Below are 24,110 nucleotides of genomic sequence, written 5' to 3'. Positions count from 1 at the left end.
CGATGAAGAGTCTCACTCCAGAAAAGCAAAAACCCAGCCATTGGCTGGGTTCTCTAAATATGGTGCCCGGACTCGGACAACCGGCGCTTGCGCCGGATTGAACAACGCTTTAGCGTTGGCCCGCAGGGTGAGGCCTCTGGCCGAATAATCGAACTTGTTCGATGAAGAGTCTCACTCCAGAAAAGCAAAAACCCAGCCATTGGCTGGGTTCTCTAAATATGGTGCCCGGACTCGGAATCGAACCAAGGACACGGGGATTTTCAATCCCCTGCTCTACCGACTGAGCTATCCGGGCAACGCGCAGCATTAAACCGTATTGGCCGAAGTCAGTCAACGGCTTTGTGAACGAAATAAGGCAAAACGCGTCCGGTTGCTGGCTTTTCAGTCAAAGGGAGCAAAAAAAGCGCGAGATGGGCGTAAAGTACCGTGGTTGCGCTCGCCGCCACGGTGTCATTCAGCTTAATGCGCCATTTCTGCGGCACTGAGCGACCTGCAAGATGTCTTCCGCCAAGCGCTTGGCAACGGATACGTCCTGGAGCTGACGTTTTATCAGCAGTTTGCTGAGGCAGCCCTCTTGGATCAGTTCCATCTGCTGCGCCACCATATCCGCATCGTCGGCGTCCATTTCTCGCAGCAGGTCACGGGTCAGTTCCAGCGAAGTCAGCTTCTGCTGCTCGGCCAGCTGGTGGATAGGGTGATCCACCTCCGGGAAGAAGCTACAGGCGGCAATAAACAGGCAGCCGGGATAGCGATCGTGTTGTACGTACTCTGCCAGCACGTCGTAGCGTGCCAGCAATTTTTGCTGTGGGCTCAGGGCTTCGTCCAGCAGCAACTGACGACGCCAGGTGTCAATTTGCTGGCCGTGATAGCGCAGGCAGTCATACAGCAGCGCTTCGCGATCCGGCCAGAAGCGTTTAAGATCGCTCGGCTGTACGTCGAGTTTTTCTGCCAGCATTTCTAATGTGGTGGTTGCCAGGCCCTGTTGTTCCAACAGCCCCAGTGCCGTATCAAGAACTTGTTCGCGTTGCACTTGTGCTCCCTCCAAATTCGGTTCTGAACTTCAGTGTTATTTATTGCACTACTTTCTGCAAATGCGCGTTGAACGTTGGAGCATCCATAAATCCAGTCACCCGCAGGGCCGTCAACTCTTGTCCTGCACCGTTAAAAAATAGAATTGTCGGCAAACCCAGGACTTTCAAGTGCTTGAGCAGCGCTGCCTGTTCGGCATTGTTGGCGGTCACATCCGCCTGCAGCAGCACGGCATTGGTCAGCTTAGCCTGAACGGCCGCATCACTAAAGGTATACTTTTCGAACTCTTTGCAGGCGACGCACCAATCGGCATACAGATCCAGCATCACCGGTTTACCCTGTGCCTGCTGCAGCGCCAGGTTGAGCTGCTTCACATTACTGATCTGCGTAAAGTTCAGATGTGGTGCTGCCTGCTGAGTGCTGTTAACGCCAAAAGCCCAGTCTTGCAACGGCCGTGCAGCAATCACCGCCGCTGCCAGTAATAGCATCTGTAAAACACGGGCCCAGCCGCGGGAGGTTTTCAGGCTAAGGGCAAATGCCCAGCCGAAGAACGCCAGACCCAGCAGGCTCCACAGCCGCAGCCCCCACAGATCGCCGATTACACGCTCCAGCAGAAATACCGGCAGGGCGAGGATCACAAAGCCGAAAGCCTCTTTGACATACTGCATCCATGGGCCGCTGCGCGGCAGCAGGCGGTTACCGAACAGGGTGACGAGCACCAGCGGGATCCCCATGCCTAATGCGTAAAGGTACAAGGTACCGCCGCCGGCCCACATATTACCGCTCTGGGCAATGTAGAGCAGGATCGCGCTGAGTGGTGCGGTGGTACAAGGGGAACAGATCAATCCAGCCAGAGCCCCCATCAGGAACACGCCGGGCAGCGAGCCTCCTTTTTGGGTATTGCTCCAGCCCGCTAAACGCGTTTGCAGCGATGCCGGTAATTGCAATGAATAGAGGCCAAACATCGACAATGCCAAGGCGATAAACAGCACTGAGAGGCCGATCAACACGTACGGATGTTGTAGTGCCGCTTGAAACTGCAGCCCGGCGGCAGCGACCACCAAACCCAGCAAGGTATAGGTCAGCGCCATACCCTGCACGTAAACCACAGCCAACGCCAAAATTCGACCGCTGCTATGCGGTTTTTCACGGCCCAGAATGATGCCGGAAATCAGAGGATACATCGGCAAAACGCAGGGGGTGAAAGCGATACCGATACCGATCAGCAATGCCCACAGCGGTGAAAACGGCAGATCATTGGGAGCCGGTACCGGCTCTGCCGCAGTAGGGAGTACCGGAGCGGCGGAGGCGCTCACGGCATTCAACGGGATCACGCGCGTTTCCGGTGGGTAGCAGAAACCGGCTTCCGCGCAGCCCTGGTAGGTCACGCTCAGGCTGGCATCTGCCGTTGCTTGTTGCAGCGGAATCTTCAGATTCAGCTGTTGCTTGAAAATGGCGACCTCGCCGAAAAATTCGTCTTTGTGGCTCAGCCCGGCGGGCAGTTCAACGGCGCCCAGCGTGGCCTGCTTTGGCACCAGTTTGATCTGCTGGCGATAGAGGTAATAACCGGGACGAATTTGCCAGTCCAGCGACAGCTGATTGCCTTGCTGTTTGAAATCAAAGGCGAAGGCCTGATCGACAGGCACGAACTGGCTACCGCCGTTTTGGCCGAACAGCGAAGCCTGGGCCGCCTGCGGCAGAAAGAACAGGCTGCAAAGCAGAAAAATCAGTTTAATGAGGCGTTGATCCATAACAGGTAGTCTTTATCTCCGGCCATCACCGGCAACACCAACAGTTCTGGCGTCTGGTAGGGGTGATGTTGTTTCAGGTAGCTGAGCAGGGCATCTTGATGGTGGCAATCGCTTTTGAACAGCATCTGCACTTCATATTCCTGTTCCAGTTTCCCTTCCCAGTAATATAACGACGTTGCGCCGGGTAACAGCGTGGCGCAGGCCGCCAGCTTTTCCCCCAGAACCCGGGCCGCCAGGTCTTGTGCCGTGGCCTCATCGGGTGCGGTGCAGAGTATGACGACAGCTTCGCAATCAGACATCTTCAGCCCTCTCATCCAGATTATCAGTGGGCACTATACCTTGAAGGGCGGTCAGCTAGAAGGCGAGTTTATCGCCAGTGGGGCAGGAGAGGGGAAACCGGGGCCGCAGCCCCGGGGTGAAGCATTACAGCATCACGCTGCCCAGCAGGAAGCCAAACAGCACCGCCAATATCACGCCGATGGTGCCGGGGATAAAGAACGGGTGGTTAAACACAAAACGCCCGATGCGGGTGGTGCCGGTATCATCCATTTGTACCGCGGCGACCAGCGTTGGGTAGGTTGGCAGGATAAACAGGCCGGAAACGGCGGCGAAGGAAGCCACTGCGGTCAATGGCGATACGTTCAACGCCAGCGCCATCGGCATCAGCGCCTTGGCGGTGGCGGCCTGAGAATACAGCAGCGCCGAGCAGAAGAAGAAAATCACGGCCAATAGCCACGGATGCGATTGAATCACCGTGCCAGCAGTCTCTTTGATCCAGTCAATGTTGGCTTGAACAAAGGTATCACCCAACCAGGCTACCCCCAGAATACAGATACAGGCGCTCATGCCGGCCTTAAAGGTGCTGGAATTAAGCACCATATCGGTATCGACGCGGCACAGCAGGGTGGTCAGGGTAGCGACGCTAAGCATGATGATCAGAATGGCGTTGGTGGTGTTCATCAGCGGTTTGGCCACCAGACCCAAGCCCGGGCTGTTGATGATGGCGTAAGCCACTACGCACAGCACGCCGAGCAGGAACAGCAGCACCGACACTTTGGCGCGGGGTTTGATTTCCATGATCTTGTTGCCGCGCAGGGTCACCAAACCTTCTTCCAGGCGCTTCAGGTAAACCGGATCGTCCGACAATTTGGAGTCGAACAGCCAGCTTACCAGCAGCGACATCACCAGTACGGCGCAGAAGGTAGACGGCATCACGACCATCAGCAGGTGCAGATAGCTGACGCCGTGCCCTTCCATCACTGAAGACATGTACACCACCGCGGCAGAAATTGGCGAGGCGGTGATGGCGATCTGTGCGGATACCACGGCGGTAGAGAGCGGACGGCAAGGCTTGATGCCCTGTTCTTTCGCGACTTCAGCGATCACCGGGAGCGCGGAAAGCGAAATGTTGCCGGTACCGGCGAAGATAGTCAGAAAATAGGTGACGATCGGTGCCAGAATGGTGATGTGCTTGGGGTTCTTGCGCAGCAGTTTTTCCGTTTGCTGCACCAGATAGTCCATACCGCCAGCGACCTGCATCGCCGAGATCGCAGCAATCACTGCCATGATGATGGAAATGACGTCGAACGGAATACTGCCCGGTTTCACGCCAATCAACGCCAGGACCAAAACCCCCAGCCCGCCTGCAAATCCAATCCCGATACCGCCCAGCCTGGCCCCTAAAAAAATGGCCAGCAGAACGATAACCAATTCTACGGCTAACATAGTGTCTACTCCTTAAAATAAGTTTTTTTGAAAACGAAAAGTTAAAATTTTGTGGGCGATGGAAAGTAAAAAGGCACGCTATCCAGGGGGATTTAGCGTGCCTTTTTGGGCTACCGGGTGTGTCTGTTATTGTTCATTTTCATCCGTATAGCGTTTGGCTTTATAGGCCGGGTGCATCAGGTTCTCCACGGAGAAGATGTCATCCAGCTCGGCTTCGGTCAGCAGACCGCGTTCCAGCACGACTTCACGTACGCTCTTGCCGGTTTCGGCGCAGATCTTCCCGACGATGTCACCGTTGTGGTGGCCAATGAACGGGTTCAGATAGGTGACGATACCGATAGAATTGAAGACGTAGTGCTCGCACACTTCTTTATTCGCGGTGATGCCGTTAATGCATTTTTCCAGCAGGTTATAGCAGGCGTTGGTCAGGATGTGAATGGACTCGAACATCGCCTGGCCAATCACCGGCTCCATGACGTTCAACTGCAGTTGGCCCGCTTCGGCCGCCATGGTAACGCAAGTGTCGTTGCCAATCACCTTGAAACATACCTGATTGACCACTTCCGGTACGACCGGGTTGACCTTGGCCGGCATGATGGATGAGCCCGCTTGCAGTTCCGGCAGGTTAATTTCGTTCAGACCGGCGCGTGGGCCTGAAGACAGCAGGCGTAGGTCGTTGCAAATTTTAGACAGTTTAACTGCGAGGCGTTTCAGCGCACTGTGCACCATTACGTAGGCGCCGCAGTCGGAGGTGGCTTCTATCAAGTCTTCGGCCGGCACGACAGGCAGGTTGCTGACCTCTGCCAATTTTTGAACCGCCAGTTGCGGGTAGCCTTCCGGGGTGTTCAGCGCCGTCCCGATTGCTGTCGCACCCAGGTTCACTTCCAGCAGCAGCTCGGCGGTGCGATGCAGGTTGCGGGTTTCTTCTTTCAGCAACACGCTGAACGCATGGAATTCCTGGCCCAGCGTCATTGGCACCGCATCCTGCAACTGGGTGCGCCCCATTTTCAGGATGGTTTCAAACTCTTTTGCCTTGCGGTCAAACCCTTCGCGCAGCTGGTTGATGGCGTCGATAAGCTTCTGATTGGAGGCGTAAACCGCAATGCGGAAACCGGTTGGGTAGGCGTCGTTGGTAGACTGGCACTTGTTGAGATGATCGTTAGGGTTCAGGTATTGGTATTCGCCTTTCTGGTGGCCCATCAGCTCCAGACCAATATTCGCCAGCACTTCGTTGGTGTTCATGTTCAATGAAGTGCCCGCGCCGCCCTGGAACACATCCACCGGGAACTGGTCCATGCATTTGCCTTTATCCAGCACTTCGTCACAGGCCTGGATGATGACATCAGCGATTTTACGTGGAATGGTTTTGAGTTCTTTGTTCGCCATCGCTGCGGCTTTTTTTACCATTACCATGCCGCGAACAAACTCGGGCACATCGCTGATTTTGCTGTTGCTGATATAAAAGTTTTCAATCGCACGCAGAGTGTGAACACCGTAATAGGCTTCTGCGGGGACTTCACGTGTTCCTAACAGGTCTTCTTCGATACGAATGTTATTTGACATGTGAACCTTCTTTGTATTGCTGCCGAATTAATTAATTGTCAGGGAACCAAATTATGTTGCCGAAGGCTTCAGGCATGAAACGATTAACCACTGTGCCCGTTGCTGCCCAGATCATATGCTGGTTAGTAATAAATGACTGAATCCAGATCACCTTCTGAGCCTTCTTAAATTGCCTGTTTCTGGTTCTGTGATCCCTTTCACGTTTATTAACTTTAGCAATAAAAAAGGGCCTTTGGTTGAAATGCACGCCGGCAGACCCCATTGTATTTAGGTCGGCCGTTTACCGGCCCCCTTTTCGCGCCGTCGCCAACGTGCGGTTGCGCAGATCTACCAGAGGAGAACCAGGTGCGCTGGTTACCGTTACTGCTGATATTTCTGTTGGCTTACATAGAGATATCCCTATTTATTAAAGTCGCCGCCGTATTGGGCGTGGCGATTACCCTGTTGCTGGTGGTGTTCACCTCCTGCGTCGGCATTTCGCTGGTGCGCAACCAGGGCATGAAGACCTTCATGCAGATGCAACAAAAGCTGGCAGCAGGTGAAAGCCCTGCGTCGGAAATGGTGAAAAGTGTTTCACTGGTATTAGCGGGCTTCTTGCTGCTGGTGCCGGGATTCTTTACCGATTTCCTCGGCCTGTTGTTGTTACTGCCTCCGGTGCAAAAATCGCTGACGTTGAAACTGATGCCGCATCTTTCCGTTTACCGCCCCGGCGGTTGGAGCCAGGGCGGTAATGCTGCCAACGGCAACACCTTCGACGGCGAGTTCCAGCGTAAAAACGACGATCGCTATACGCTGGATCATCAGCCCGACGATCATGACAAACGCAACGATCGTTGAAAAAACGCGGCCCAGGCCGCGTTTTTCGCATCAGTAGCTCAGTATTGCCATCAAAAGCGAAAATTTTTTTGGCCGCCCCCTTGAAGGGGGATGGAATGCCCCCATTTCAAATCCCACAAGCCGGTATTCACAATCCGGTGACAACCCTAAATCTGATAGAGACCTTCTTACAGGAGAGCGTTCAATGAGTATTCGTCCATTGCATGACCGCGTTATCGTCAAGCGCAAAGAAGTTGAATCAAAATCTGCTGGCGGCATCGTCCTGACTGGCTCTGCAGCGGGTAAATCTACTCGTGGCGAAGTTGTCGCAGTGGGTAAAGGGCGTGTTCTGGAAAGCGGCAACATCCAGCCGCTGGATGTGAAAGTTGGCGATATCGTGATTTTCAACGACGGTTACGGCGTGAAAGCAGAGAAGATCGACAATGAAGAAGTGTTGATCATGTCCGAAAGCGACATTCTGGCAATTGTTGAAGCGTAAGTGCGCTTTATCTTCTGAACTGAACGAGTTGAAGGGAAATACCAATGGCAGCTAAAGACGTAAAATTCGGCAATGACGCTCGCGTGAAAATGCTCCGCGGTGTGAATGTTCTCGCTGATGCAGTAAAAGTGACCCTGGGCCCGAAAGGCCGTAACGTAGTGCTGGATAAGTCCTTCGGCGCTCCTACCATCACTAAAGATGGCGTATCTGTTGCTCGTGAAATCGAACTGGAAGACAAGTTTGAAAACATGGGCGCGCAAATGGTGAAAGAAGTTGCCTCTAAAGCGAACGACGCTGCGGGCGACGGTACCACCACTGCAACCGTACTGGCTCAATCCATCATCACCGAAGGCCTGAAAGCTGTGGCTGCCGGCATGAACCCAATGGATCTGAAGCGCGGTATCGACAAAGCGGTTATCGCCGCTGTTGAAGAGCTTAAAAAATTATCCGTACCTTGCTCTGACTCTAAAGCTATCGCTCAGGTAGGCACCATCTCTGCAAACTCCGACGAAACCGTGGGTAAACTGATTGCAGAAGCGATGGAGAAAGTGGGCAAAGAAGGCGTTATCACCGTTGAAGAAGGCACTGGCCTGCAAGACGAGCTGGACGTTGTTGAAGGTATGCAGTTCGACCGCGGTTACCTGTCTCCATACTTCATCAACAAGCCAGAAACCGGTTCTATCGAACTGGAAAGCCCGTTCATCCTGCTGGCTGACAAGAAAATCTCCAACATCCGTGAAATGCTGCCAGTACTGGAAGCCGTAGCGAAAGCCGGCAAACCACTGCTGATCATTGCTGAAGATGTTGAAGGCGAAGCGCTGGCTACTCTGGTGGTTAACACCATGCGCGGCATCGTGAAAGTGGCTGCGGTTAAAGCACCTGGTTTCGGCGACCGTCGTAAAGCCATGCTGCAGGACATCGCTACCCTGACTGCCGGTACCGTTATCTCTGAAGAGATTGGTCTGGAGCTGGAAAAAGCGACCCTGGAAGACCTGGGCCAGGCTAAGCGCGTTGTGATCAACAAAGACACCACCATCATCATCGATGGCGTGGGCGACGAAGCGACTATCCAAGGCCGCGTTACCCAGATCCGTCAGCAGATCGAAGAAGCGACCTCTGACTACGATCGTGAAAAACTGCAGGAGCGTGTCGCTAAACTGGCTGGCGGCGTTGCCGTTATCAAAGTGGGCGCAGCAACTGAAGTTGAAATGAAAGAGAAGAAAGCCCGCGTTGAAGATGCCCTGCACGCGACCCGTGCTGCGGTTGAAGAAGGCGTGGTTGCCGGCGGTGGTGTTGCACTGATCCGCGTAGCAAGCAAAATCGCTAACCTGAAAGGCGACAACGAAGACCAGAACGTCGGTATCAAGGTTGCTCTGCGCGCGATGGAATCTCCACTGCGTCAGATCGTAATCAACGCCGGTGAAGAAGCTTCCGTGATTGCCAACAACGTGAAAGCAGGCGAAGGCAGCTACGGCTACAACGCTTACACCGAAGAATACGGCGACATGATCGCGATGGGTATCCTGGATCCAACCAAAGTAACCCGTTCTGCTCTGCAGTACGCGGCTTCTGTGGCTGGCCTGATGATCACCACCGAGTGCATGGTGACCGACCTGCCAAAAAGCGACGCACCTGATTTAGGTGGCGCTGGCGGTATGGGTGGCATGGGCGGCATGGGCGGCATGATGTAATCATCCCCCACGTTCGCGTGTGCAAAAGCCCCGGCCAATTGGTCGGGGCTTTTTTTTGCGTGCTTTGTCTCACTGCTTTTGATGATATTTATGCAGACCGGGCTGATTTAGCTGGTAAACTGATCTTTCATCAGCTGTCGCTCAAGACGTTGGCCAGCACCAGTGGCAACGGATGCTTAAGAGATAGCAACGCTTTCTGATAAGCTTTTGCGAAACTCTCAATATAGATGGGGAACAAGATGCGGATTAAAGCCTTACTGGGTCTTTCGGCAGCCTTGCTGCTGGCAGGTTGCAGCAGCACCAATGAACTTTCCGCCGCAGGTCAGCAGGTTAAATTTACCGATACCAAACCGGTGGCAGAATGCCAGCTGGTGGGCGAAGTGACTGGCACCCAGAGCAACTGGTTGTCCGGTAACGGTGGTGAAGGCAGCTCCATGCGCGGCGCGGCAAACGATCTGCGCAACAAGGCAGCGGCAATGGGCGGCAACGTGATTTATGGTGCTACCAGCCCAAGCCAGAACCTGCTTTCAAGCTTTGCCCCGCTGGACAGCAAAATGGCCGGCCAGGTTTATAAGTGCCCGTAACGCAAGATTAATGCGTACGTCATAGCATAAAAAAGAGGCATGCCCAGGCATGCCTCTTTTGTTTTTGTCATTCCGTCGGTCAGTCAATCTTGCATCAGGCGCAGGTCGAGCGGCGTTTTGCTTGGCTTGCCGCCGACTTCACGGGTCAGACGCGGCACCATATATCCGGAAACCTTGCTCAGCAGCGCCTGCATAATGGCGCGCGCTTCGTCGTCACTGACCATAAAGTGCGCCGCGCCCTGTACCTTATCCAGCACGTGGATGTAATAGGGCAGGATACCGGCGTCAAACAGCGCATTGCTCAGCGCCGCCAACGTGTCGGCGTTGTCGTTGATGCCGCGCAGCAACACACTTTGGTTCAGCAGGGTGACGCCGGCCAGACGCAGTTGCGCCATGGCTCCCTGCAGTTCACGGTCAATCTCATTGGCATGATTGATGTGCGTGACCATCAGCACCTGCAGGCGTGAGGCCGACAGCCTGCGGCACAGTTCTGGCGTGATACGTGCCGGGATCACCACTGGCAAACGGGTGTGGATGCGCAGGCGTTTTACGTGCTCAATGGCTTCCAGTTCCCCGATCAGCCAGTCCAGCTCGTGATCTTTGGCCATCAGCGGATCGCCACCGGAGAAAATAATCTCATCCAGTTCCTGGTGTTGGCGGATATAATCCAACGCCTGACGCCAGTTGGCTTTATTGCCCTGGTTGTCCTGATACGGAAAATGGCGACGGAAGCAGTAGCGGCAGTTAACCGCACAGCCGCCTTTAACCAACAGCAAAGCACGATTACGGTATTTGTGCAGCAGGCCTGGCACCACGCTACGCTGTTCGTCCAGCGGATCGGTCGTGAAGCCGGGTGCATTGATGAATTCTTCGCTGGCGGTCAGAACCTGACGCAATAGCGGGTCATTGGCGTCGCCGGGACGCATGCGTGCGGCGAAGGCGCGGGGTACGCGCAATGCAAACAGCCGACGGGCTTCACGGCCCTGCGGCAGGTCCGGATGCGTATTCAGTGACAAAAGCTGCAGTAATTCATCGGGATCGGTAATAACATCGGCGAGTTGATGCAACCAATCTTCTCTATATGCCGTACTTTGGGTTATAATGTGTGCCATTTTTTTGGCTAAGCTACCAGTTTAAATATTCAGAGGGCCATCATGGCGACTTATTCTAGCAACGATTTCCGTCCGGGTCTTAAAATCATGTTCGAGGGCGAACCTTACGCTATCGAATCCAGTGAGTTCGTTAAACCGGGCAAAGGCCAGGCATTTGCGCGCGTTAAAATGCGTCGTCTGCTGACCGGCACTCGCGTTGAGAAAACCTTCAAATCTACCGACTCTTGCGAAGGCGCGGACGTGGTAGATACCAACATGAACTACCTGTACAACGACGGTGAGTTCTACCACTTCATGCACCCTGAGACTTTCGAGCAACACGGTGTTGAAGAAAAAACCGTTTCTGACGCGGCAAAATGGCTGCAAGACAACGCAGAATGTATCGTTACCCTGTGGGACGGTCGTCCAATCGCGGTTCAGCCACCGAACTTTATCGAAGCAGAAATCACTGACACCGATCCAGGTCTGAAAGGTGATACTGCCGGTACCGGCGGCAAGCCTGCCACCCTGAGCACAGGCGCCGTGGTTAAGGTTCCATTGTTCGTACAGATTGGTGAAGTTGTTCGCGTTGACACCCGCTCTGGCGAATACGTCTCACGCGTAAAATAAGTTTCAAAAGAAAGGAGCCCTGCGCGGCTCCTTTGTTTTACCTTCCGTATCTCGTTGGCAGAATCTACATAATGAAAAAAACTCTGTTAGCCGTTGTCTCCCTACTGTTACTGATGTCCCTTAGCGGCTGTAATACTTTCCGTGGTTTCGGTGAGGACGTTCAGCACCTCGGCGGCGCTATTTCGCGTACTGCCAGCTAATAACCATTAAAGCCTCTAATGTAATCGTGCGAAATAAAACCATTTTAAACAGCAACTCTCGCTAATATTTACTACGCTTAGAAAGCCGTACTTTTTCATCACTGACAAATAAGGACTTTCCTATGCTGAAGAAAAGTATTATCGCGATTTTCTCTTTGATGATCTTGACCTCATTGACCGCATGCAACACCACTCAGGGCGTGGGCGAGGACATCCAGGCTGGCGGCAAGGCTATCCAGCGTAGCGCGGAATAACTCCCTTTACTGACTTGCGGTATTCCGCGAAAAGCTGCCCAAAGGCATCGTTGTGGGATACCGCTTCCCCTGTTGACCTATCTCCTGCCGAAAGCTTTGTACTGTTATCCTCCCCGGCAGTGGGTATAATCCCCTGGCATATCACAACGCTAAATGGGACGACCCGTTTACGCATCTGCATTCGGGGACGACCCCACCGTTATGGAGCCTGTTTCATGGCTTGGATTATTCTGCTTATTGCCGGTTTGTTGGAAGTCGTATGGGCTGTTGGCCTGAAATACACCCATGGTTTTACTCGTTTGACCCCCAGCATTATTACTGTTGCCGCCATGGTGGTCAGCATGCTGCTGTTGGCACATGCGATGAAAACGCTGCCCGCCGGCACGGCTTATGCCGTTTGGACAGGCATTGGTGCGGTAGGCGCGGCAATTATGGGGATGGTGTTACTTGGTGAATCAACCAATATCGCGCGCATCCTCAGCCTGTGCCTGATTGTTGTCGGCATACTTGGGTTGAAGTTCAGCAGTCACTGATGCTGCGTTTGTTTCACCCAGATTAGCTTATCCGTATCAAAGCCGTTGTGTTTCGCGGTTTGCACTAATCTGTCGCGCGTGGCGGCGTCCAGCGTCGGCGTGCGCGACAGTATCCACAAATACCCTCGGTTTGGGCCGCAAACCAGCGCGTAGCGATAATCTGCATCCAACTCAATCACGTTATACCCACCGTAGAAAGGCCCAAAAAAGGACACCTTGAGTGCGGCTACCTGCGGTGAGCCGGTAAAATAGGCCTTGCCCGTGCTTTCCTGCCATTGTTGTTTTTGCGTATTAAAACCCCGGTTCACCACTTTGAGGCCGCCGTCTTCGCGTGGGCTGTAGTTGGCGGTGACCTGTTCGAGGCCGCGTTCAAAACGGTGATCAAAACGCGCGATTTCATACCAGATGCCGAGATAGCGCTGGCTGTCGAAATCATTCACTACTTTGATGTTCTTCGGCGGGGAAACGCTGCAAGCGGCGGAAAGGAAGGCGGGAATGATCGCGCATAGCTTTGACCGAAAACGCATTGGTTACTCCTGTTTACCGGGTTGGAATAAACAGTGTAGCCGAAAGGCAAAGCAGACGGCCAACGGGAGTTGGCCGCCAGAAGTGTTTTACAGCGTCACCACGCCGATAACGGTGACGACGCTGAGGATGGCCGCCAGGCCATAGAAGACCCATTTACCGGCCGGCACGTGGATTTTCAAATCGTGCATCGCATGGTGTATACGGTGCAGACCGCACCACAGCGGCAGGATAATCATCAGCAGCAGGAACAGCCGGCCAATCAGGCTCTGGCAGAAAGCCAACACGCGATCATAGCCCAGCGCATCGCCAGGGAACCAATCCAGCGGCAGCAGAATGCCGACCAGCAGCACGATAGCGGGCGCGATGATCGCGCCCCACATGCCGCCGGCGCCGAATAATCCCCAGAAAACCGGTTCGTCTGAGCGTTTAGGTGCTTGATTTATCATGTTTCCTCCGGATTACAGCAGGGCCACGGCCAGGATGACCACGCTGGCGACCAGCGTTACCGCCCACAGCGCTTTGACGATAGGCCCTGGCCCCATTTTTTCGCTGTTGACCACGATATTGGCGGCTTTCGGTGCCAAATCGAACCAGGTTTTGGTGTGCAGCAGCGCCGCCAGCAGGGCGACTACGTTAATCAGCAGCACCAGCGGGTTTTGCAGAAAACCGACGAACCCTGCCCAGCTCTCAGCACCGCCTTTCAGCGCAAAAACGCCGTAGATCAGCACGATGCTGAACCACACGGCCGGCACCGAGGTCCCTTCACGCAGCATATAGAAACGATAGAAGCCGAGCTTTTGCCACCAGGTTGGCGTCATGGTGCGCACATAGGGCTTACGTTGTGTTGTCATTGCGGTTTCTCTCCCTTATTGCGGCTTCAGCATGGCGATCATGAAGTCTTTGGCACTTTCCACCTTGCCCTGCTGGATAGCAGCGGCCGGGTCGACGTGCTTCGGACACACTTCAGAGCAGTAGCCGACAAAGGTACAGCTCCACACGCCGTTTTGGCCGTTGAGTTGCGCCATGCGCTGTTTCTGGCCGTGGTCGCGATTATCCAGGTTGTAGCGGTGCGCCAGGGTGATTGCCGCCGGGCCGATGAACTCTGGGTTCAAACCGAACTGCGGGCAAGCGGCGTAACACAGCCCGCAGTTGATACAGCCGGAGAACTGGTGGTACTTGGCCATCTGCGCCGGTGTTTGCACGTTAGGGCCGTCTTCCGGTTTGCGGTTATTGCCGATGATGTAAGGCTTAATCGCCTCCAGGCTTTCGATAAAGTGGGTCATATCGACTACCAGATCGCGTTCAATCGGGAAGTTACCCAGTGCCTCTACCTTCATGCCGTCGGTGTATTCGCGCAGGAAGGTCTTGCAGGCCAGTTTCGGTACCCGGTTGACCATCATGCCGCACGAACCGCAGATAGCCATGCGGCATGACCAGCGGTAGGAAAGATCGGGCGCCAGGTTATCCTTGATGTAACCCAGCGCGTCGAGCAGCGAGGTTTGTTCATCGTAAGGCACCGCGAAGGTCTCGAAATGTGGCTCTGCGTCGCATTCCGGGTTATAGCGCATGACCTCGATTTTCAGGGTGTTCATCTCAGCCATTTGCCTGCTCCTTATCCTTTTTGTCCTGCGCTTCGGCTTCAGCGCCGTACACACGTTTGGCCGGTGGCAGTTTGGTGATCTTCACGTCGCTGTATTCCAGGCGTGGTGCGCCGTTAGGGTTATGGAACGCCAGCGTATGCTTCAGGAAATTCACGTCGTCACGTTCGGTGCAGCCTTCATCCAGACGCTGGTGGGCACCGCGGGATTCTTTACGGTTAAAGGCGGAGTGCGCCATGCATTCGGCGACGTCCAGGCCGTAGCCCAGCTCGATGGTGTACAGCAGATCGGTATTGAACACGCTGGAGTTATCGGTGATTTTGACGCGCTTGAAGCGTTCTTTCAGCTCAGCCAGTTTATCGATGGTTTTTTGCATCAGTTCTGGCGTACGGTAGATACCGCAGCCTTCTTCCATCGACAGCCCCATTTCATCGCGGATCTTCGACCAGTTTTCGCTGCCTTCCTGCTTCATCAAATTGCTGAGTCGGGTTTCGACGTCGCGCCCTTGCGCATCAAGGGCACTGCCATTGGCCGGGCCAGATTCCAGCGCGCGACGAGCTGCATGCTCACCGGCCACCCGGCCGAACACCACCAGTTCCGCCAGCGAGTTGGATCCCAGGCGGTTGGCACCGTGCAGACCGACGGAAGAGCATTCGCCGACGGCAAACAGCCCCTTGATGCGGGTTTCGCAGTTTTGATCGGTTTCAATGCCGCCCATGGTGTAATGCGCCGTTGGGCGTACCGGGATGGGGTCTTTTACCGGGTCGACGCCGACGTAGGCCTTGGCCAGTTCACAGATGAACGGCAGGCGTTCGAGCAGCTTCTTTTCCCCCAGATGGCGCAGGTCGAGATAGACCACGTCGCCGCGCGGGGTGGCGATGGTGCGACCGGCACGCCATTCGTGCCAGAAGGCCTGCGAAACTTTATCGCGCGGGCCCAGCTCCATGTATTTGTTCTTCGGCTCGCCCAGCGGGGTTTCCGGGCCCATGCCGTAGTCCTGCAAATAACGGTAGCCGTCTTTATTCACCAGAATACCGCCTTCGCCGCGGCAACCTTCGGTCATCAGGATGCCGGAACCCGGCAGGCCGGTAGGGTGATATTGGACGAACTCCATATCGCGCAGTGGGATGCCATGATGGAACGCCATGCCCATGCCATCACCGGTGACGATGCCGCCATTGGTGTTGTAGCGGTACACGCGTCCGGCACCGCCGGTGGCCATGATCACCGCATTGGCGCGGATCTGCACGCGGGTGCCTTCCATCATGTTCATTGCGACCAAACCACGGACCTGACCGTCATCCACCAGAATATCCAGCACAAAGTGCTCGTCGAAACGTTGGATTTGCGGGTATTTGAGCGAGGTCTGGAACAGGGTATGCAGCATGTGGAAGCCGGTCTTGTCGGCGGCGAACCAGGTTCGTTCAATCTTCATGCCGCCGAAGCGACGCACGTTGACCGAACCGTCCGGTTTACGGCTCCACGGGCAGCCCCACTGTTCCAACTGGGTCATTTCCCGCGGGCAGTTGTGGACGAAATGGTCGACCACGTCTTGCTCACACAACCAGTCGCCACCGGCAACGGTGTCGTTGAAGTGGTAGTCAAAAGAGTCGTGATCCTGAGTGACGGCGGCGGATCCCCCTTCGGCGGCTACCGTATGGCTGCGCATCGGGTAGACTTTTGAGATGAGCGCGATTTTCAGTTGGGGGTTGGCTTCCGCTGCGGCTATTGCTGCACGTAAACCAGCACCCCCGGCCCCAATAATGGCAAGATCGGCGTTAAAGGTTTGCACTGCATTCCTCCAATATTCTTGTTAAGAACGGCAAATTAAATATCTATGCTTAATATTTATAAATATTCTTCGGGTGCTAACTAACTGAGTTCATTGTCGTTGCATAAAGCTTAAGGATAGATATCTCCCACCAATAATGTGGAATTAACTATACCTAAAGTTAAGTAGAAGAAATTTGATGTGATCGATTGTTTTGCCTTTTAACCGGCGGGCGGAAGGATAATTGCCTGTGGGTTCGATTTAACGTTTATTCAACTTTTATTAACCTTTTTGCCAACTATTTATCAGGTAATGTCGAGGTTAAAGCGGCCGGGCTGTTAAGAATTTGTTTGCATGCCAGGATACGAGTAGACTGCATCCCCTGTTTGATTTCGGAGTAATTACCATGAGCGAAACGGCAAGCTGGCAGCCAAGTGCACCCATCGCCAATTTGTTGAAACGCGCAGCGATCCTGACTGAGATCCGGCGTTTCTTCGCCGATCGTGGCGTGCTGGAAGTTGAGACGCCAACCATGAGCCAGGCGACGGTCACCGATATTCACCTGTTCCCGTTCCAGACGCGTTTTGTCGGGCCCGGTGCGGCGGATGGCATGACGCTGTACATGATGACCAGCCCGGAATACCACATGAAACGTCTGCTGGCGGCGGGCAGCGGGCCGATCTATCAGATGGGGCGCAGTTTCCGCAACGAAGAGGCCGGTCGTCATCACAACCCTGAATTCACCATGCTGGAGTGGTACCGTCCGCACTACGACATGTACCGGCTGATGAACGAGGTGGATGATCTGCTGCAGCAGGTACTGGACTGCGAGAGTGCGGAGACCCTGTCTTATCAGCAGGCTTTCCTGCGCCATCTGGATATCGATCCGCTGTCAGCGGAGAAGGTACAACTGCGTGAAGCGGCGGCCAAACTCGATCTGAGCAACATTGCCGATACCGAAGAGGATCGCGATACGCTGCTGCAATTGTTGTTTACCGTTGGCGTGGAGCCGTACATCGGCCGTGATAAACCGGCGTTCGTTTATCACTTCCCGGCCAGCCAGGCGTCGCTGGCGGAGATCAGCACTGAAGATCACCGCGTGGCGGAGCGTTTCGAAGTCTATTTCAAAGGTATTGAACTGGCGAATGGCTTCCGTGAACTGACCGACAGCCGCGAGCAGCGTCAGCGTTTTGATCAGGACAACCGCAAGCGAGCGGAACGCGGTTTGCCGCAGCACCCGATTGATAACAACCTGCTGGATGCGCTGCAGCACGGTATGCCGGAGTGTTCCGGTGTGGCGCTAGGCGTTGATCGGCTGGTGATGCTGGCGTTGGGCGCTGAAAGCCTGAGTGAAGTGTTGGCCTTCCCGGTCGGGCGCGCATAACCGCTAATTCAGCGCCATTGCGATAAAAAAAGGGTTCGGCCATGGCCGAACCCTTTTTGCATTCGGCGGTTACAAACTGCCCGATTCGCGTTTGGTGTTGGGCGCCGGTGTGGAGGCCGGCGTGCGACCGTTGCTGGTCAGGCGGGACAGCGTCTCGCTGCGAACCTGGAATGGTGGGTACGGCAGCGTAATGCCGTGCTCGCGATAGCCGGACAAGATCAACTGATGGATCTCATGGCGCAACGGCATGCGGTGGCCCATCTCGGCGGCGTAAATACGCAGTTCAAAGATCTGGATACCCTGCTGCAGATCGACCAGATAAACCTCCGGTGCCGGATTATCCAGCACCAGCGAACAGCGTTCGGCGGCATTGGTCAGGATTTTGGTCACTTCTTCGCTGTTGGCTTCTGCCGGTGCCGGTACGGTCAGTACCACACGAGTCAGGTTGTCCGACAGCGACCAGTTAATGAACTGCTCGGTGATAAACGCCTTGTTCGGCACGATGATCTCTTTGCGATCCCAGTCCGAAATGGTGGTGGCGCGGGTGTTGATCTTGGTGACGGTACCGGTCAGGTTGCGGATCGTCACGGTATCACCAATGCGGATCGGTTTTTCAAACAGGATGATCAGGCCGGAGATAAAGTTGGAGAAGATCTCCTGCATACCAAAGCCCAACCCCACGCTGAGCGCGGTCACTACCCACTGCAATTTCGACCATTCGATACCGATCCAGGAAAAGCTGAGGATGGCGCCGAACAACAACAACAGATACTTGGTAATAGTGGTGATGGCGTAGCCGGTGCCCGGCGACAGATCCAGGTGCTGCAGTACCGCCAGCTCCAGCAGGGCCGGCAGGTTACGCACCAACTGCATGGTAACGATCAGCACCAGGATGGCGATCAATACCGCACCCAAGGTGATTGGATGCGCGGTTTCCACGCCGTTGACCGTCGACGTCACGTCCCACAGGGAGATGTTTTCCAGGAAGGCGAAGGCCGAGTGAATTTCTGACCACAGCACGATCACCGACACCAGCGCGATCATCGTCAGGATCGAACGAACCAACCGGAGCGACTGGGCGCTGATGGTATCCAGATCGATTTCTGAATCATCCATATCCATCGATCCTTCGGTGCTGTTGGGCGTATGCGGTGTTTCTTCTTCACCGCGCGCACGCTGAGCCAGAATATCGGCCCGGCGTTGCTTGGCGCGGTCAAAGGCGATACGTCGCCGTTGGATCAGCATCCAGCGGCGAATAATGTGGTAAATCACCAGCAGGAAGAACCAGATGGCCACCGACGTTTCCAACCGCGCCAACAGTGCCTGAGAGGTGGTCAGATAGCCGACGGCGGAGGCCAGCGCCGCCAGCAGCGGCGCGGACAGCAATAGCCCCCACAGCGCGGTGTTGACCATGTTGTCGCCGGAGCCTTTTTTATCCAGATACAGCGGGATGCCGGCGCGTTTCAGGCTATTGGTGACGATGGCCAAAGCCAGACACAGCAGGATAAAGCACAGCCGCCCCAGGGTATTGGCAAACTCGCGTTCTTTCAGGCTGTCGAAGGTGATCAACGCCATGATCAGCGGCACTATCAGCCAGATCGACATTTTGTAATAGCGCATGGCGCGTGAAACCTGCTTCACCGGCCAGCGGAAATGCACGATAAACAACCCCTGTGGGTGGGCGAAGGCGGCGCAAATCATACATACCCACAGGATCGGCAGCGTGGCGGTGACACCCTTGCCGATCGCTTCGGCTACCGGGTAGTTCCAGGCGCTTTGCAGGCCAAAACCGAGCGCTGCCCAGAGCACCGGCAGCGGCAGTGCCACCAAAATCGACCAGAATACGGTGCGCAGGGTCAGGAAGAATTCGTCCTGGGTCACTTTGCCAACCCGGCTGCTGGCGCGTGTCAGGAAGGCGTGGTAGTGCTTGCGAGAGCTGATGCTGAAAATAACCAGCAGCAGGGCGCCGAAGATGGGGATCAGCGTTTCGCGGCTGGTCACCATCATCATAAAGGCCCCACCGAGCTGTGACAGCGTATCCAGCGACAGCAGACGTGTCAGATCGTGCGCGACGTTAATCGGATAGGACAGGGTGATAGGATTGACGTCAGGCACCCAGAACAGATAGCGGTGGGTGGCGTCCTTGATTTCGTTTAACGCCTCGATCAACTGGGTGTTGGCCACTTTCAGCTTGGTCAGCTCGAGGATCTGAGTATCGCACCCGGACAGCAGTGAATTCAGCAGTTCCCTCTGAGTGCGCAACTGGGCGTCGACAATGCGTCTTTCCGCGCTGGTCAGTTCACTGCCGTCGTCACGTTTGAATTCGCGCTGAGACAGTTTTTCCAGTTGGCTTTCAAACTGCAGGCGCTGTACGCGCAGTTGGGCCATATCGCCATCGAGCTGCTGCGGCTTGGGCATTTCCGGCAGCGTGGCGACCTGAGCACGCAGGGTTTCTCCCAGCGCCGATGAGGAGCCGAGCCACTGGGCCTGTTCGATAATGGTGCTTAATGCCTGGCGCACCTGCAGCGTTTGCGCGGCGGCCTGACGTTGTTGGGACGAAATCAGATCCATGCGCTGGGCCTGATTGTTCAGCGCCGCAGACAGTTCACGGTTGATTTGCAACTGCTGACTGATACTTTTCGGCAGATCGCCATTTTGCTCGGCCAACTGCTCGGTTTTTTCCAGTGCCAGTTCGGCTTCGCGCTGTCGCTGGGCATTGAGGTTATTGCGCAGCGCCTGCAGTTGAACGTCAATCTTCTCGTGGCGCTTTTTGTAGACTTCGGCGCGCATCCGCGCCAGTTCCTGGCGGTTGTTGGCCGACAGCTGTGCCAGTTCGAGCTCATCGACTTTGGCTTTGCGTGCAGCGGCTTCCGCCTGCAATAACGCCAGCGCAGCCTGAGCATGCGGAGTGGTCGGGTTGGCGGGTTGTGCCTGCAGGCGACGTTGAACCTCGGTCAATGCACGGCGAGCGTCGGTCTGTTGCTGTGGCAATTGGCCGAGGGAATCGCTGATTTCCCGCGTGCGCTCCTGCTCTTGCTGCAGCAAACGCGCCTGTTCCAGCAGCAGGCTGCTGGTTTGCAGGATTTGCTGTTCCAAATCGCTGGCCGGCAGGTTATCGCCGTTCGGCAGGATTTTGCTGTCTTCCAGCGCTAACTGACGACGCAGTTCCTGCGTCATCTTCGGGAAATCGTCGATCACGCGCTGATACTGCTCAACGCGCGTTAGCGACTCTTTACGCTCCGACAGCCAGTTGAGGGCGCTTTGCAACGCCTCAGTGGTTTCCGCCTGATTAGGCGCGCTCTTGTTGCTCTCGGCCTGCTTCAGCTCCTGTTTGAGCTGTGTTTCGGTGGGCACCGTGGCGGCCAGCACCGGTTGAGCCAGTAAGCAACCGAGCAATAACGTGATAATCAGGCGCACAGCGTCAATTCCTTCAGATCTGCGGTGTTTCAACGGCAGCAGACGCGGCCGGGATTTCTGCGAAGGCTTCGCCCATGCGGGTCACGGTGCCGTTGTTCAACTGCGGCGCGAACTGTACGCTGCCTGGGGTAAACAGGTTAATGACCGTCGAACCCAGCTTGAAGCGGCCCATTTCTTCGCCTTTCTCCAGCACGATAGCGCCTTCCGCACCTTCTTCAGGATAGGTCCAGCGTTTGATAATGCCTTCGCGTGGCGGGGTTACCTTGCCGGCCCAGACGGTTTCGATGCTGCCGACGATGGTGGCGCCCACCAGGATCTGCACCATTGGCCCGACAGCGGTATCAAACACGCAGATCACACGCTCATTGCGCGCGAACAGGTTTGGCACGTTGGCCGCGGTCAATGGGTTAACGGAGAACAGGTCACCCGGCACATAAATCATTTCGCGCAGCACGCCGTTGCACGGCATATGTACGCGGTGATAATCCCGCGGAGCCAGGTAGGTGGTGGCGAACAGACCGTTACGGAACGGCTCTGCCAGCACATAGTTGCCGGCCAACAGCGCTTCCAGGCTGTAGTTGTGGCCTTTGGCCTGGAAAATTTGGTCGTCGTGGATCTGGCCGAGCTGGCTGATGGCACCGTCTGCGGGCAGGGCCAGCCAGTTGGCGTCGCTGATGATCGGGCGGGCGCCGTCACGCAGCGGGCGTACAAAGAATTCGTTGAAGCTGGCGTAGGCGCTCAGCTCTGGATGTTGCGACTCTTGCATGTTTACGCGGTAATAACGGGCAAAGCCCTTCAGAACCAATTGGGTCAACCAACCGGCCTGCTTGTCCGCACCCCAGCCCGCCAGGCGGGTCAGAGCCAGCTTCGGTAACCAGTACTGCAATTTAATTTTGATGCTATCCAGCACGTTTAACCTCTTGAATCAGGGTAAAGGGCGCGCATTGTAACGCTGGCTCTGCCACCGTCAACGCCGCCCGGCATTATCAGTCTGCGGCATCGGTGAAGTTCTTGCGAACCTTCACTTGCGCCATGCTTTCCAGAATACGGTGATAGTTGTCGAAACGTTCTTTGGCGATATCGCCTTTTTCCATTGCGGCACGGATAGCACAGCCTGGATCGGTATCGTGGCGGCAATCACGGAACTTGCAACCGCCTAAATAGTTACGGAATTCGACAAAACCTTGGGTGATTTGTTCCGGTTCCAGGTGCCACAGGCCAAACTCACGTACGCCTGGGGAGTCGATCACGTCGCCGCCGTGCTGGAAATGATACAGCCGTGCAGCGGTGGTGGTATGTTGCCCGAGCCCAGAGACATCGGAAACCTGATTTACCAGAATTTGCTCTTTGGAGGCTGGCAGCAGAGCGTTAAGCAGGCTGGACTTGCCGACCCCCGACTGCCCGGCGAAAATACTGATGCGGCCGACCAGCGCCTGTTCGAACGCTTCCATGCCTTCGCGCGTCTGGCTGGAGACTTCCAGCACCCGATAACCAATCTTGCGATAGGTATCCATCATGCCGTCGACCCGTTTGCGCGCTTCGGCATCCAACAGATCGATCTTGTTCAGTACGATCAGCGGTTCAACTTCCAGCGTTTCACAGGCCACCAGATAGCGGTCGATGATGTTCAGCGAAAGCTCGGGTAATATCGCCGAAACGATAACGATTTGGTTGATATTGGCGGCGATAGGTTTCACGCCGTCATAGAAATCTGGGCGTGTCAGCACCGAGGTGCGTTCATGCACGGCCTCGACAATGCCTTTGACCCCTTCATGGGTACCGACGCCAGGGCGCCACACTACGCGATCGCCGGTGACCAGCGAACGCAGCGTACGGCGAATATTGCAGCGGTGTTGGGTGCCGTCCGCTGCCTCAACGTCGGCATGCATCCCGAAACGGCTGATGACGATACCGTCCTGCGGCTCGCCCAGTTGGGAATCATCCAGTTCCGGTTTTTTATCGGTGCGTTTCAGGCGACGTTGATGGTTCGCCTGTACACGGCGTTCTTGACCTTTGGACAGTTTGTTCTTGCTCACTGCGCCTCACTTGAATCCGCTTTATCGCTCATGGCGACCAAAAGGACTATGATACACGCTATTTTATATTAAATAACCGTTGTTAGCCGCCACGCGCAGCGCACCTTGGCCGCTGAACGGCCAGCGCCGGTCGCCGCCTTGCCTACAGTTTGTTTATCTTTTGGCTTTTACGCAGGAAATATCATGACAGGAAACGAAAATAACCTGATTTGGATCGATCTGGAGATGACCGGGTTGGATCCTGAACGCGATCGCATTATCGAGATCGCTACGCTGGTCACCGACGCCAATCTGAACATTCTCGCGGAAGGGCCGGTGATCGCCGTACACCAATCCGATGAACAGCTTGCCCTGATGGATGACTGGAACGTGCGCACCCATACCGGCAGCGGCCTGGTGGAGCGGGTGAAAGCCAGCCAGTTTGACGACCATGCCGCTGAGCTGGCCACCATCGCCTTCCTGCAGCAGTGGGTGCCGGCGGGCAAATCGCCGATCTGCGGCAACAGCGTGGGTCAGGACCGCCGTTTCCTGTTCCGCTATATGCCCGAACTGGAAGCCTACTTCCATTACCGTTATCTGGACGTCAGTACGCTGAAAGAATTGGCGCGCCGTTGGAAGCCGGAAATCCTCAGTGGCTTCAAGAAGCAGGGCACCCACCAGGCAATGGACGACATTCGCGAGTCGGTAGGTGAACTGGCCTATTACCGCGAGCATTTCATCCAGTTATAACGAATGCAGGGCCTCTTGATCGGGGCCCTACTGCCGAAAGCAGCCGATTCCGCCGCTTAATTAATCAGTTTGGCGCTTTAATCGGCAATCAAACAAAAATCGCGTTTTTTTGCTTTCAGGGGCTTGCGGCAAAAAGGATTTCTCGTATAATGCGCACCCCGTACCGATGAAGAATTTCGTTTAGTTCCGACATCGATACGCCGGGCGGGAATAGCTCAGTTGGTAGAGCACGACCTTGCCAAGGTCGGGGTCGCGAGTTCGAGTCTCGTTTCCCGCTCCAA

At 55.3% G+C, this 24,110-nt stretch carries 24 protein-coding genes and 2 tRNA genes; 11 read left to right on the top strand and 15 right to left on the bottom strand.

The window, feature by feature from the left end:
* Positions 1-219: 219 nt before the first annotated feature.
* The 6 genes from AC1RKG_RS23995 to aspA form a co-directional block, all read right to left on the bottom strand.
* Positions 220-295, bottom strand: a tRNA-Phe gene (locus AC1RKG_RS23995).
* Positions 296-454: 159 nt separating this feature from the next.
* Positions 455-1,030: a division control transcriptional repressor DicD gene (dicD, locus tag AC1RKG_RS23990; RefSeq protein WP_020824878.1), complete on the bottom strand. Its 576-nt coding sequence runs from the start codon at positions 1,028-1,030 to the stop codon at positions 455-457.
* Between the two features lie 40 nt (positions 1,031-1,070).
* A complete protein-coding gene (locus AC1RKG_RS23985; RefSeq protein WP_493183805.1) occupies positions 1,071-2,780 on the bottom strand; it encodes a protein-disulfide reductase DsbD in 1,710 nt (569 codons plus the stop codon).
* Positions 2,756-3,079 carry a divalent cation tolerance protein CutA gene (gene cutA, locus AC1RKG_RS23980; protein WP_020824880.1) on the bottom strand — a complete coding sequence of 108 codons (324 nt, stop codon included), beginning with the start codon at positions 3,077-3,079 and terminating at the stop codon, positions 2,756-2,758. Before cutA ends, AC1RKG_RS23985 begins: the two co-directional genes overlap by 25 nt.
* 124 nt (positions 3,080-3,203) lie before the next feature.
* The gene (locus tag AC1RKG_RS23975; protein ID WP_044553921.1) at positions 3,204-4,505 is read right to left on the bottom strand and encodes an anaerobic C4-dicarboxylate transporter; all 1,302 of its coding nucleotides are present in this window, start codon (positions 4,503-4,505) and stop codon (positions 3,204-3,206) included.
* Positions 4,506-4,631: 126 nt separating this feature from the next.
* On the bottom strand, positions 4,632-6,068 hold the full coding sequence (gene aspA / locus AC1RKG_RS23970; RefSeq protein WP_020824881.1) for an aspartate ammonia-lyase: 1,437 nt from the start codon (positions 6,066-6,068) through the stop codon (positions 4,632-4,634).
* A 345-nt stretch (positions 6,069-6,413) separates the two neighbouring features.
* Between aspA and AC1RKG_RS23965 the strand changes: the two genes are divergently transcribed.
* From AC1RKG_RS23965 to AC1RKG_RS23950, 4 genes are all read left to right on the top strand, one after another.
* Positions 6,414-6,905, top strand: a complete 492-nt coding sequence (locus AC1RKG_RS23965) for an FxsA family protein (protein WP_020824883.1) — start codon at positions 6,414-6,416, stop codon at positions 6,903-6,905.
* Between the two features lie 184 nt (positions 6,906-7,089).
* Positions 7,090-7,383 (top strand): co-chaperone GroES, encoded by a 294-nt coding sequence (locus AC1RKG_RS23960; protein WP_004952634.1) that lies wholly within the window; start codon positions 7,090-7,092, stop codon positions 7,381-7,383.
* 44 nt (positions 7,384-7,427) lie between these two features.
* Positions 7,428-9,074, top strand: coding sequence for a chaperonin GroEL (groL, locus tag AC1RKG_RS23955; RefSeq protein ID WP_020824884.1), 1,647 nt, complete (start codon positions 7,428-7,430; stop codon positions 9,072-9,074).
* 239 nt (positions 9,075-9,313) lie between these two features.
* Entirely contained in the window at positions 9,314-9,658 is a 345-nt protein-coding gene (locus AC1RKG_RS23950; protein WP_493183804.1) for a DUF4156 domain-containing protein, read from the top strand.
* Between the two features lie 83 nt (positions 9,659-9,741).
* Here the strand turns inward: AC1RKG_RS23950 and epmB are convergent, their stop codons facing one another.
* Positions 9,742-10,770, bottom strand: a complete 1,029-nt coding sequence (gene epmB, locus AC1RKG_RS23945) for an EF-P beta-lysylation protein EpmB (RefSeq protein WP_493183803.1) — start codon at positions 10,768-10,770, stop codon at positions 9,742-9,744.
* Between the two features lie 42 nt (positions 10,771-10,812).
* Here epmB and efp point away from each other — a divergent pair, with 42 nt between their 5' ends.
* From efp to sugE, 4 genes are all read left to right on the top strand, one after another.
* The gene (gene efp / locus AC1RKG_RS23940) at positions 10,813-11,379 is read left to right on the top strand and encodes an elongation factor P (RefSeq protein ID WP_020824887.1); all 567 of its coding nucleotides are present in this window, start codon (positions 10,813-10,815) and stop codon (positions 11,377-11,379) included.
* 71 nt (positions 11,380-11,450) lie between these two features.
* Positions 11,451-11,579 carry an entericidin A/B family lipoprotein gene (locus tag AC1RKG_RS23935; RefSeq protein WP_232103375.1) on the top strand — a complete coding sequence of 43 codons (129 nt, stop codon included), beginning with the start codon at positions 11,451-11,453 and terminating at the stop codon, positions 11,577-11,579.
* A 122-nt stretch (positions 11,580-11,701) separates the two neighbouring features.
* Positions 11,702-11,833 carry an entericidin A/B family lipoprotein gene (locus AC1RKG_RS23930; RefSeq protein WP_020824888.1) on the top strand — a complete coding sequence of 44 codons (132 nt, stop codon included), beginning with the start codon at positions 11,702-11,704 and terminating at the stop codon, positions 11,831-11,833.
* A 215-nt stretch (positions 11,834-12,048) separates the two neighbouring features.
* Positions 12,049-12,366, top strand: coding sequence for a quaternary ammonium compound efflux SMR transporter SugE (sugE, locus tag AC1RKG_RS23925; protein ID WP_020824889.1), 318 nt, complete (start codon positions 12,049-12,051; stop codon positions 12,364-12,366).
* Here sugE and blc read toward each other — a convergent pair.
* The 5 genes from blc to frdA form a co-directional block, all read right to left on the bottom strand.
* Positions 12,360-12,893, bottom strand: coding sequence for an outer membrane lipoprotein Blc (gene blc / locus AC1RKG_RS23920; protein WP_493183802.1), 534 nt, complete (start codon positions 12,891-12,893; stop codon positions 12,360-12,362). The two genes, sugE and blc, sit on opposite strands and share 7 nt — an antisense overlap.
* A gap of 87 nt (positions 12,894-12,980) precedes the next feature.
* Positions 12,981-13,340 carry a fumarate reductase subunit FrdD gene (gene frdD / locus AC1RKG_RS23915; RefSeq protein ID WP_493183801.1) on the bottom strand — a complete coding sequence of 120 codons (360 nt, stop codon included), beginning with the start codon at positions 13,338-13,340 and terminating at the stop codon, positions 12,981-12,983.
* Positions 13,341-13,352: 12 nt separating this feature from the next.
* Positions 13,353-13,745, bottom strand: a complete 393-nt coding sequence (frdC, locus tag AC1RKG_RS23910; RefSeq protein ID WP_020824892.1) for a fumarate reductase subunit FrdC — start codon at positions 13,743-13,745, stop codon at positions 13,353-13,355.
* Positions 13,746-13,760: 15 nt separating this feature from the next.
* Positions 13,761-14,495 carry a succinate dehydrogenase/fumarate reductase iron-sulfur subunit gene (locus AC1RKG_RS23905; RefSeq protein ID WP_020824893.1) on the bottom strand — a complete coding sequence of 245 codons (735 nt, stop codon included), beginning with the start codon at positions 14,493-14,495 and terminating at the stop codon, positions 13,761-13,763.
* Positions 14,488-16,284: a fumarate reductase (quinol) flavoprotein subunit gene (frdA, locus tag AC1RKG_RS23900; protein ID WP_493183800.1), complete on the bottom strand. Its 1,797-nt coding sequence runs from the start codon at positions 16,282-16,284 to the stop codon at positions 14,488-14,490. The genes AC1RKG_RS23905 and frdA overlap by 8 nt, the downstream gene beginning before the upstream one ends.
* Before the next feature lie 385 nt (positions 16,285-16,669).
* On the opposite strand from frdA, the gene epmA reads away from it, so the two are divergent.
* Entirely contained in the window at positions 16,670-17,647 is a 978-nt protein-coding gene (gene epmA / locus AC1RKG_RS23895) for an elongation factor P--(R)-beta-lysine ligase (RefSeq protein WP_020824895.1), read from the top strand.
* 69 nt (positions 17,648-17,716) lie between these two features.
* Here epmA and mscM read toward each other — a convergent pair whose 3' ends face one another.
* The 3 genes from mscM to rsgA form a co-directional block, all read right to left on the bottom strand.
* Positions 17,717-21,064, bottom strand: a complete 3,348-nt coding sequence (mscM, locus tag AC1RKG_RS23890; RefSeq protein WP_048762797.1) for a miniconductance mechanosensitive channel MscM — start codon at positions 21,062-21,064, stop codon at positions 17,717-17,719.
* Between the two features lie 13 nt (positions 21,065-21,077).
* On the bottom strand, positions 21,078-21,974 hold the full coding sequence (gene asd / locus AC1RKG_RS23885; protein WP_493183798.1) for an archaetidylserine decarboxylase: 897 nt from the start codon (positions 21,972-21,974) through the stop codon (positions 21,078-21,080).
* Positions 21,975-22,050: 76 nt separating this feature from the next.
* Entirely contained in the window at positions 22,051-23,100 is a 1,050-nt protein-coding gene (gene rsgA / locus AC1RKG_RS23880) for a small ribosomal subunit biogenesis GTPase RsgA (protein WP_020824898.1), read from the bottom strand.
* 183 nt (positions 23,101-23,283) lie between these two features.
* Here rsgA and orn point away from each other — a divergent pair, with 183 nt between their 5' ends.
* Complete coding sequence (gene orn, locus AC1RKG_RS23875; RefSeq protein WP_020824899.1) at positions 23,284-23,829, top strand: oligoribonuclease; 546 nt, start codon at positions 23,284-23,286, stop codon at positions 23,827-23,829.
* Between the two features lie 204 nt (positions 23,830-24,033).
* Positions 24,034-24,109: transfer RNA gene (locus tag AC1RKG_RS23870), tRNA-Gly, on the top strand.
* Position 24,110 lies beyond the last annotated feature (1 nt).

This window comes from Serratia sp. GW822-FHT06D09, assembly GCF_058799515.1.
This window is presented reverse-complemented; position numbering and strand designations above follow the sequence as displayed.

Bases quoted from the DNA above. Each gene is read 5' to 3' on its own strand.
- epmB (WP_493183803.1), bottom strand. From the start codon at position 10,770: ATGGCACACATTATAACCCAAAGTACGGCATATAGAGAAGATTGGTTG.
- AC1RKG_RS23905 (WP_020824893.1), bottom strand. From the start codon at position 14,495: ATGGCTGAGATGAACACCCTGAAAATCGAGGTCATGCGCTATAACCCG.
- blc (WP_493183802.1), bottom strand. From the start codon at position 12,893: ATGCGTTTTCGGTCAAAGCTATGCGCGATCATTCCCGCCTTCCTTTCC.
- AC1RKG_RS23950 (WP_493183804.1), top strand. From the start codon at position 9,314: ATGCGGATTAAAGCCTTACTGGGTCTTTCGGCAGCCTTGCTGCTGGCA.
- frdD (WP_493183801.1), bottom strand. From the start codon at position 13,340: ATGATAAATCAAGCACCTAAACGCTCAGACGAACCGGTTTTCTGGGGA.
- orn (WP_020824899.1), top strand. From the start codon at position 23,284: ATGACAGGAAACGAAAATAACCTGATTTGGATCGATCTGGAGATGACC.
- AC1RKG_RS23960 (WP_004952634.1), top strand. From the start codon at position 7,090: ATGAGTATTCGTCCATTGCATGACCGCGTTATCGTCAAGCGCAAAGAA.
- groL (WP_020824884.1), top strand. From the start codon at position 7,428: ATGGCAGCTAAAGACGTAAAATTCGGCAATGACGCTCGCGTGAAAATG.
- cutA (WP_020824880.1), bottom strand. From the start codon at position 3,079: ATGTCTGATTGCGAAGCTGTCGTCATACTCTGCACCGCACCCGATGAG.
- sugE (WP_020824889.1), top strand. From the start codon at position 12,049: ATGGCTTGGATTATTCTGCTTATTGCCGGTTTGTTGGAAGTCGTATGG.
- AC1RKG_RS23930 (WP_020824888.1), top strand. From the start codon at position 11,702: ATGCTGAAGAAAAGTATTATCGCGATTTTCTCTTTGATGATCTTGACC.
- AC1RKG_RS23985 (WP_493183805.1), bottom strand. From the start codon at position 2,780: ATGGATCAACGCCTCATTAAACTGATTTTTCTGCTTTGCAGCCTGTTC.
- epmA (WP_020824895.1), top strand. From the start codon at position 16,670: ATGAGCGAAACGGCAAGCTGGCAGCCAAGTGCACCCATCGCCAATTTG.
- AC1RKG_RS23935 (WP_232103375.1), top strand. From the start codon at position 11,451: ATGAAAAAAACTCTGTTAGCCGTTGTCTCCCTACTGTTACTGATGTCC.
- efp (WP_020824887.1), top strand. From the start codon at position 10,813: ATGGCGACTTATTCTAGCAACGATTTCCGTCCGGGTCTTAAAATCATG.
- AC1RKG_RS23975 (WP_044553921.1), bottom strand. From the start codon at position 4,505: ATGTTAGCCGTAGAATTGGTTATCGTTCTGCTGGCCATTTTTTTAGGG.
- frdC (WP_020824892.1), bottom strand. From the start codon at position 13,745: ATGACAACACAACGTAAGCCCTATGTGCGCACCATGACGCCAACCTGG.
- aspA (WP_020824881.1), bottom strand. From the start codon at position 6,068: ATGTCAAATAACATTCGTATCGAAGAAGACCTGTTAGGAACACGTGAA.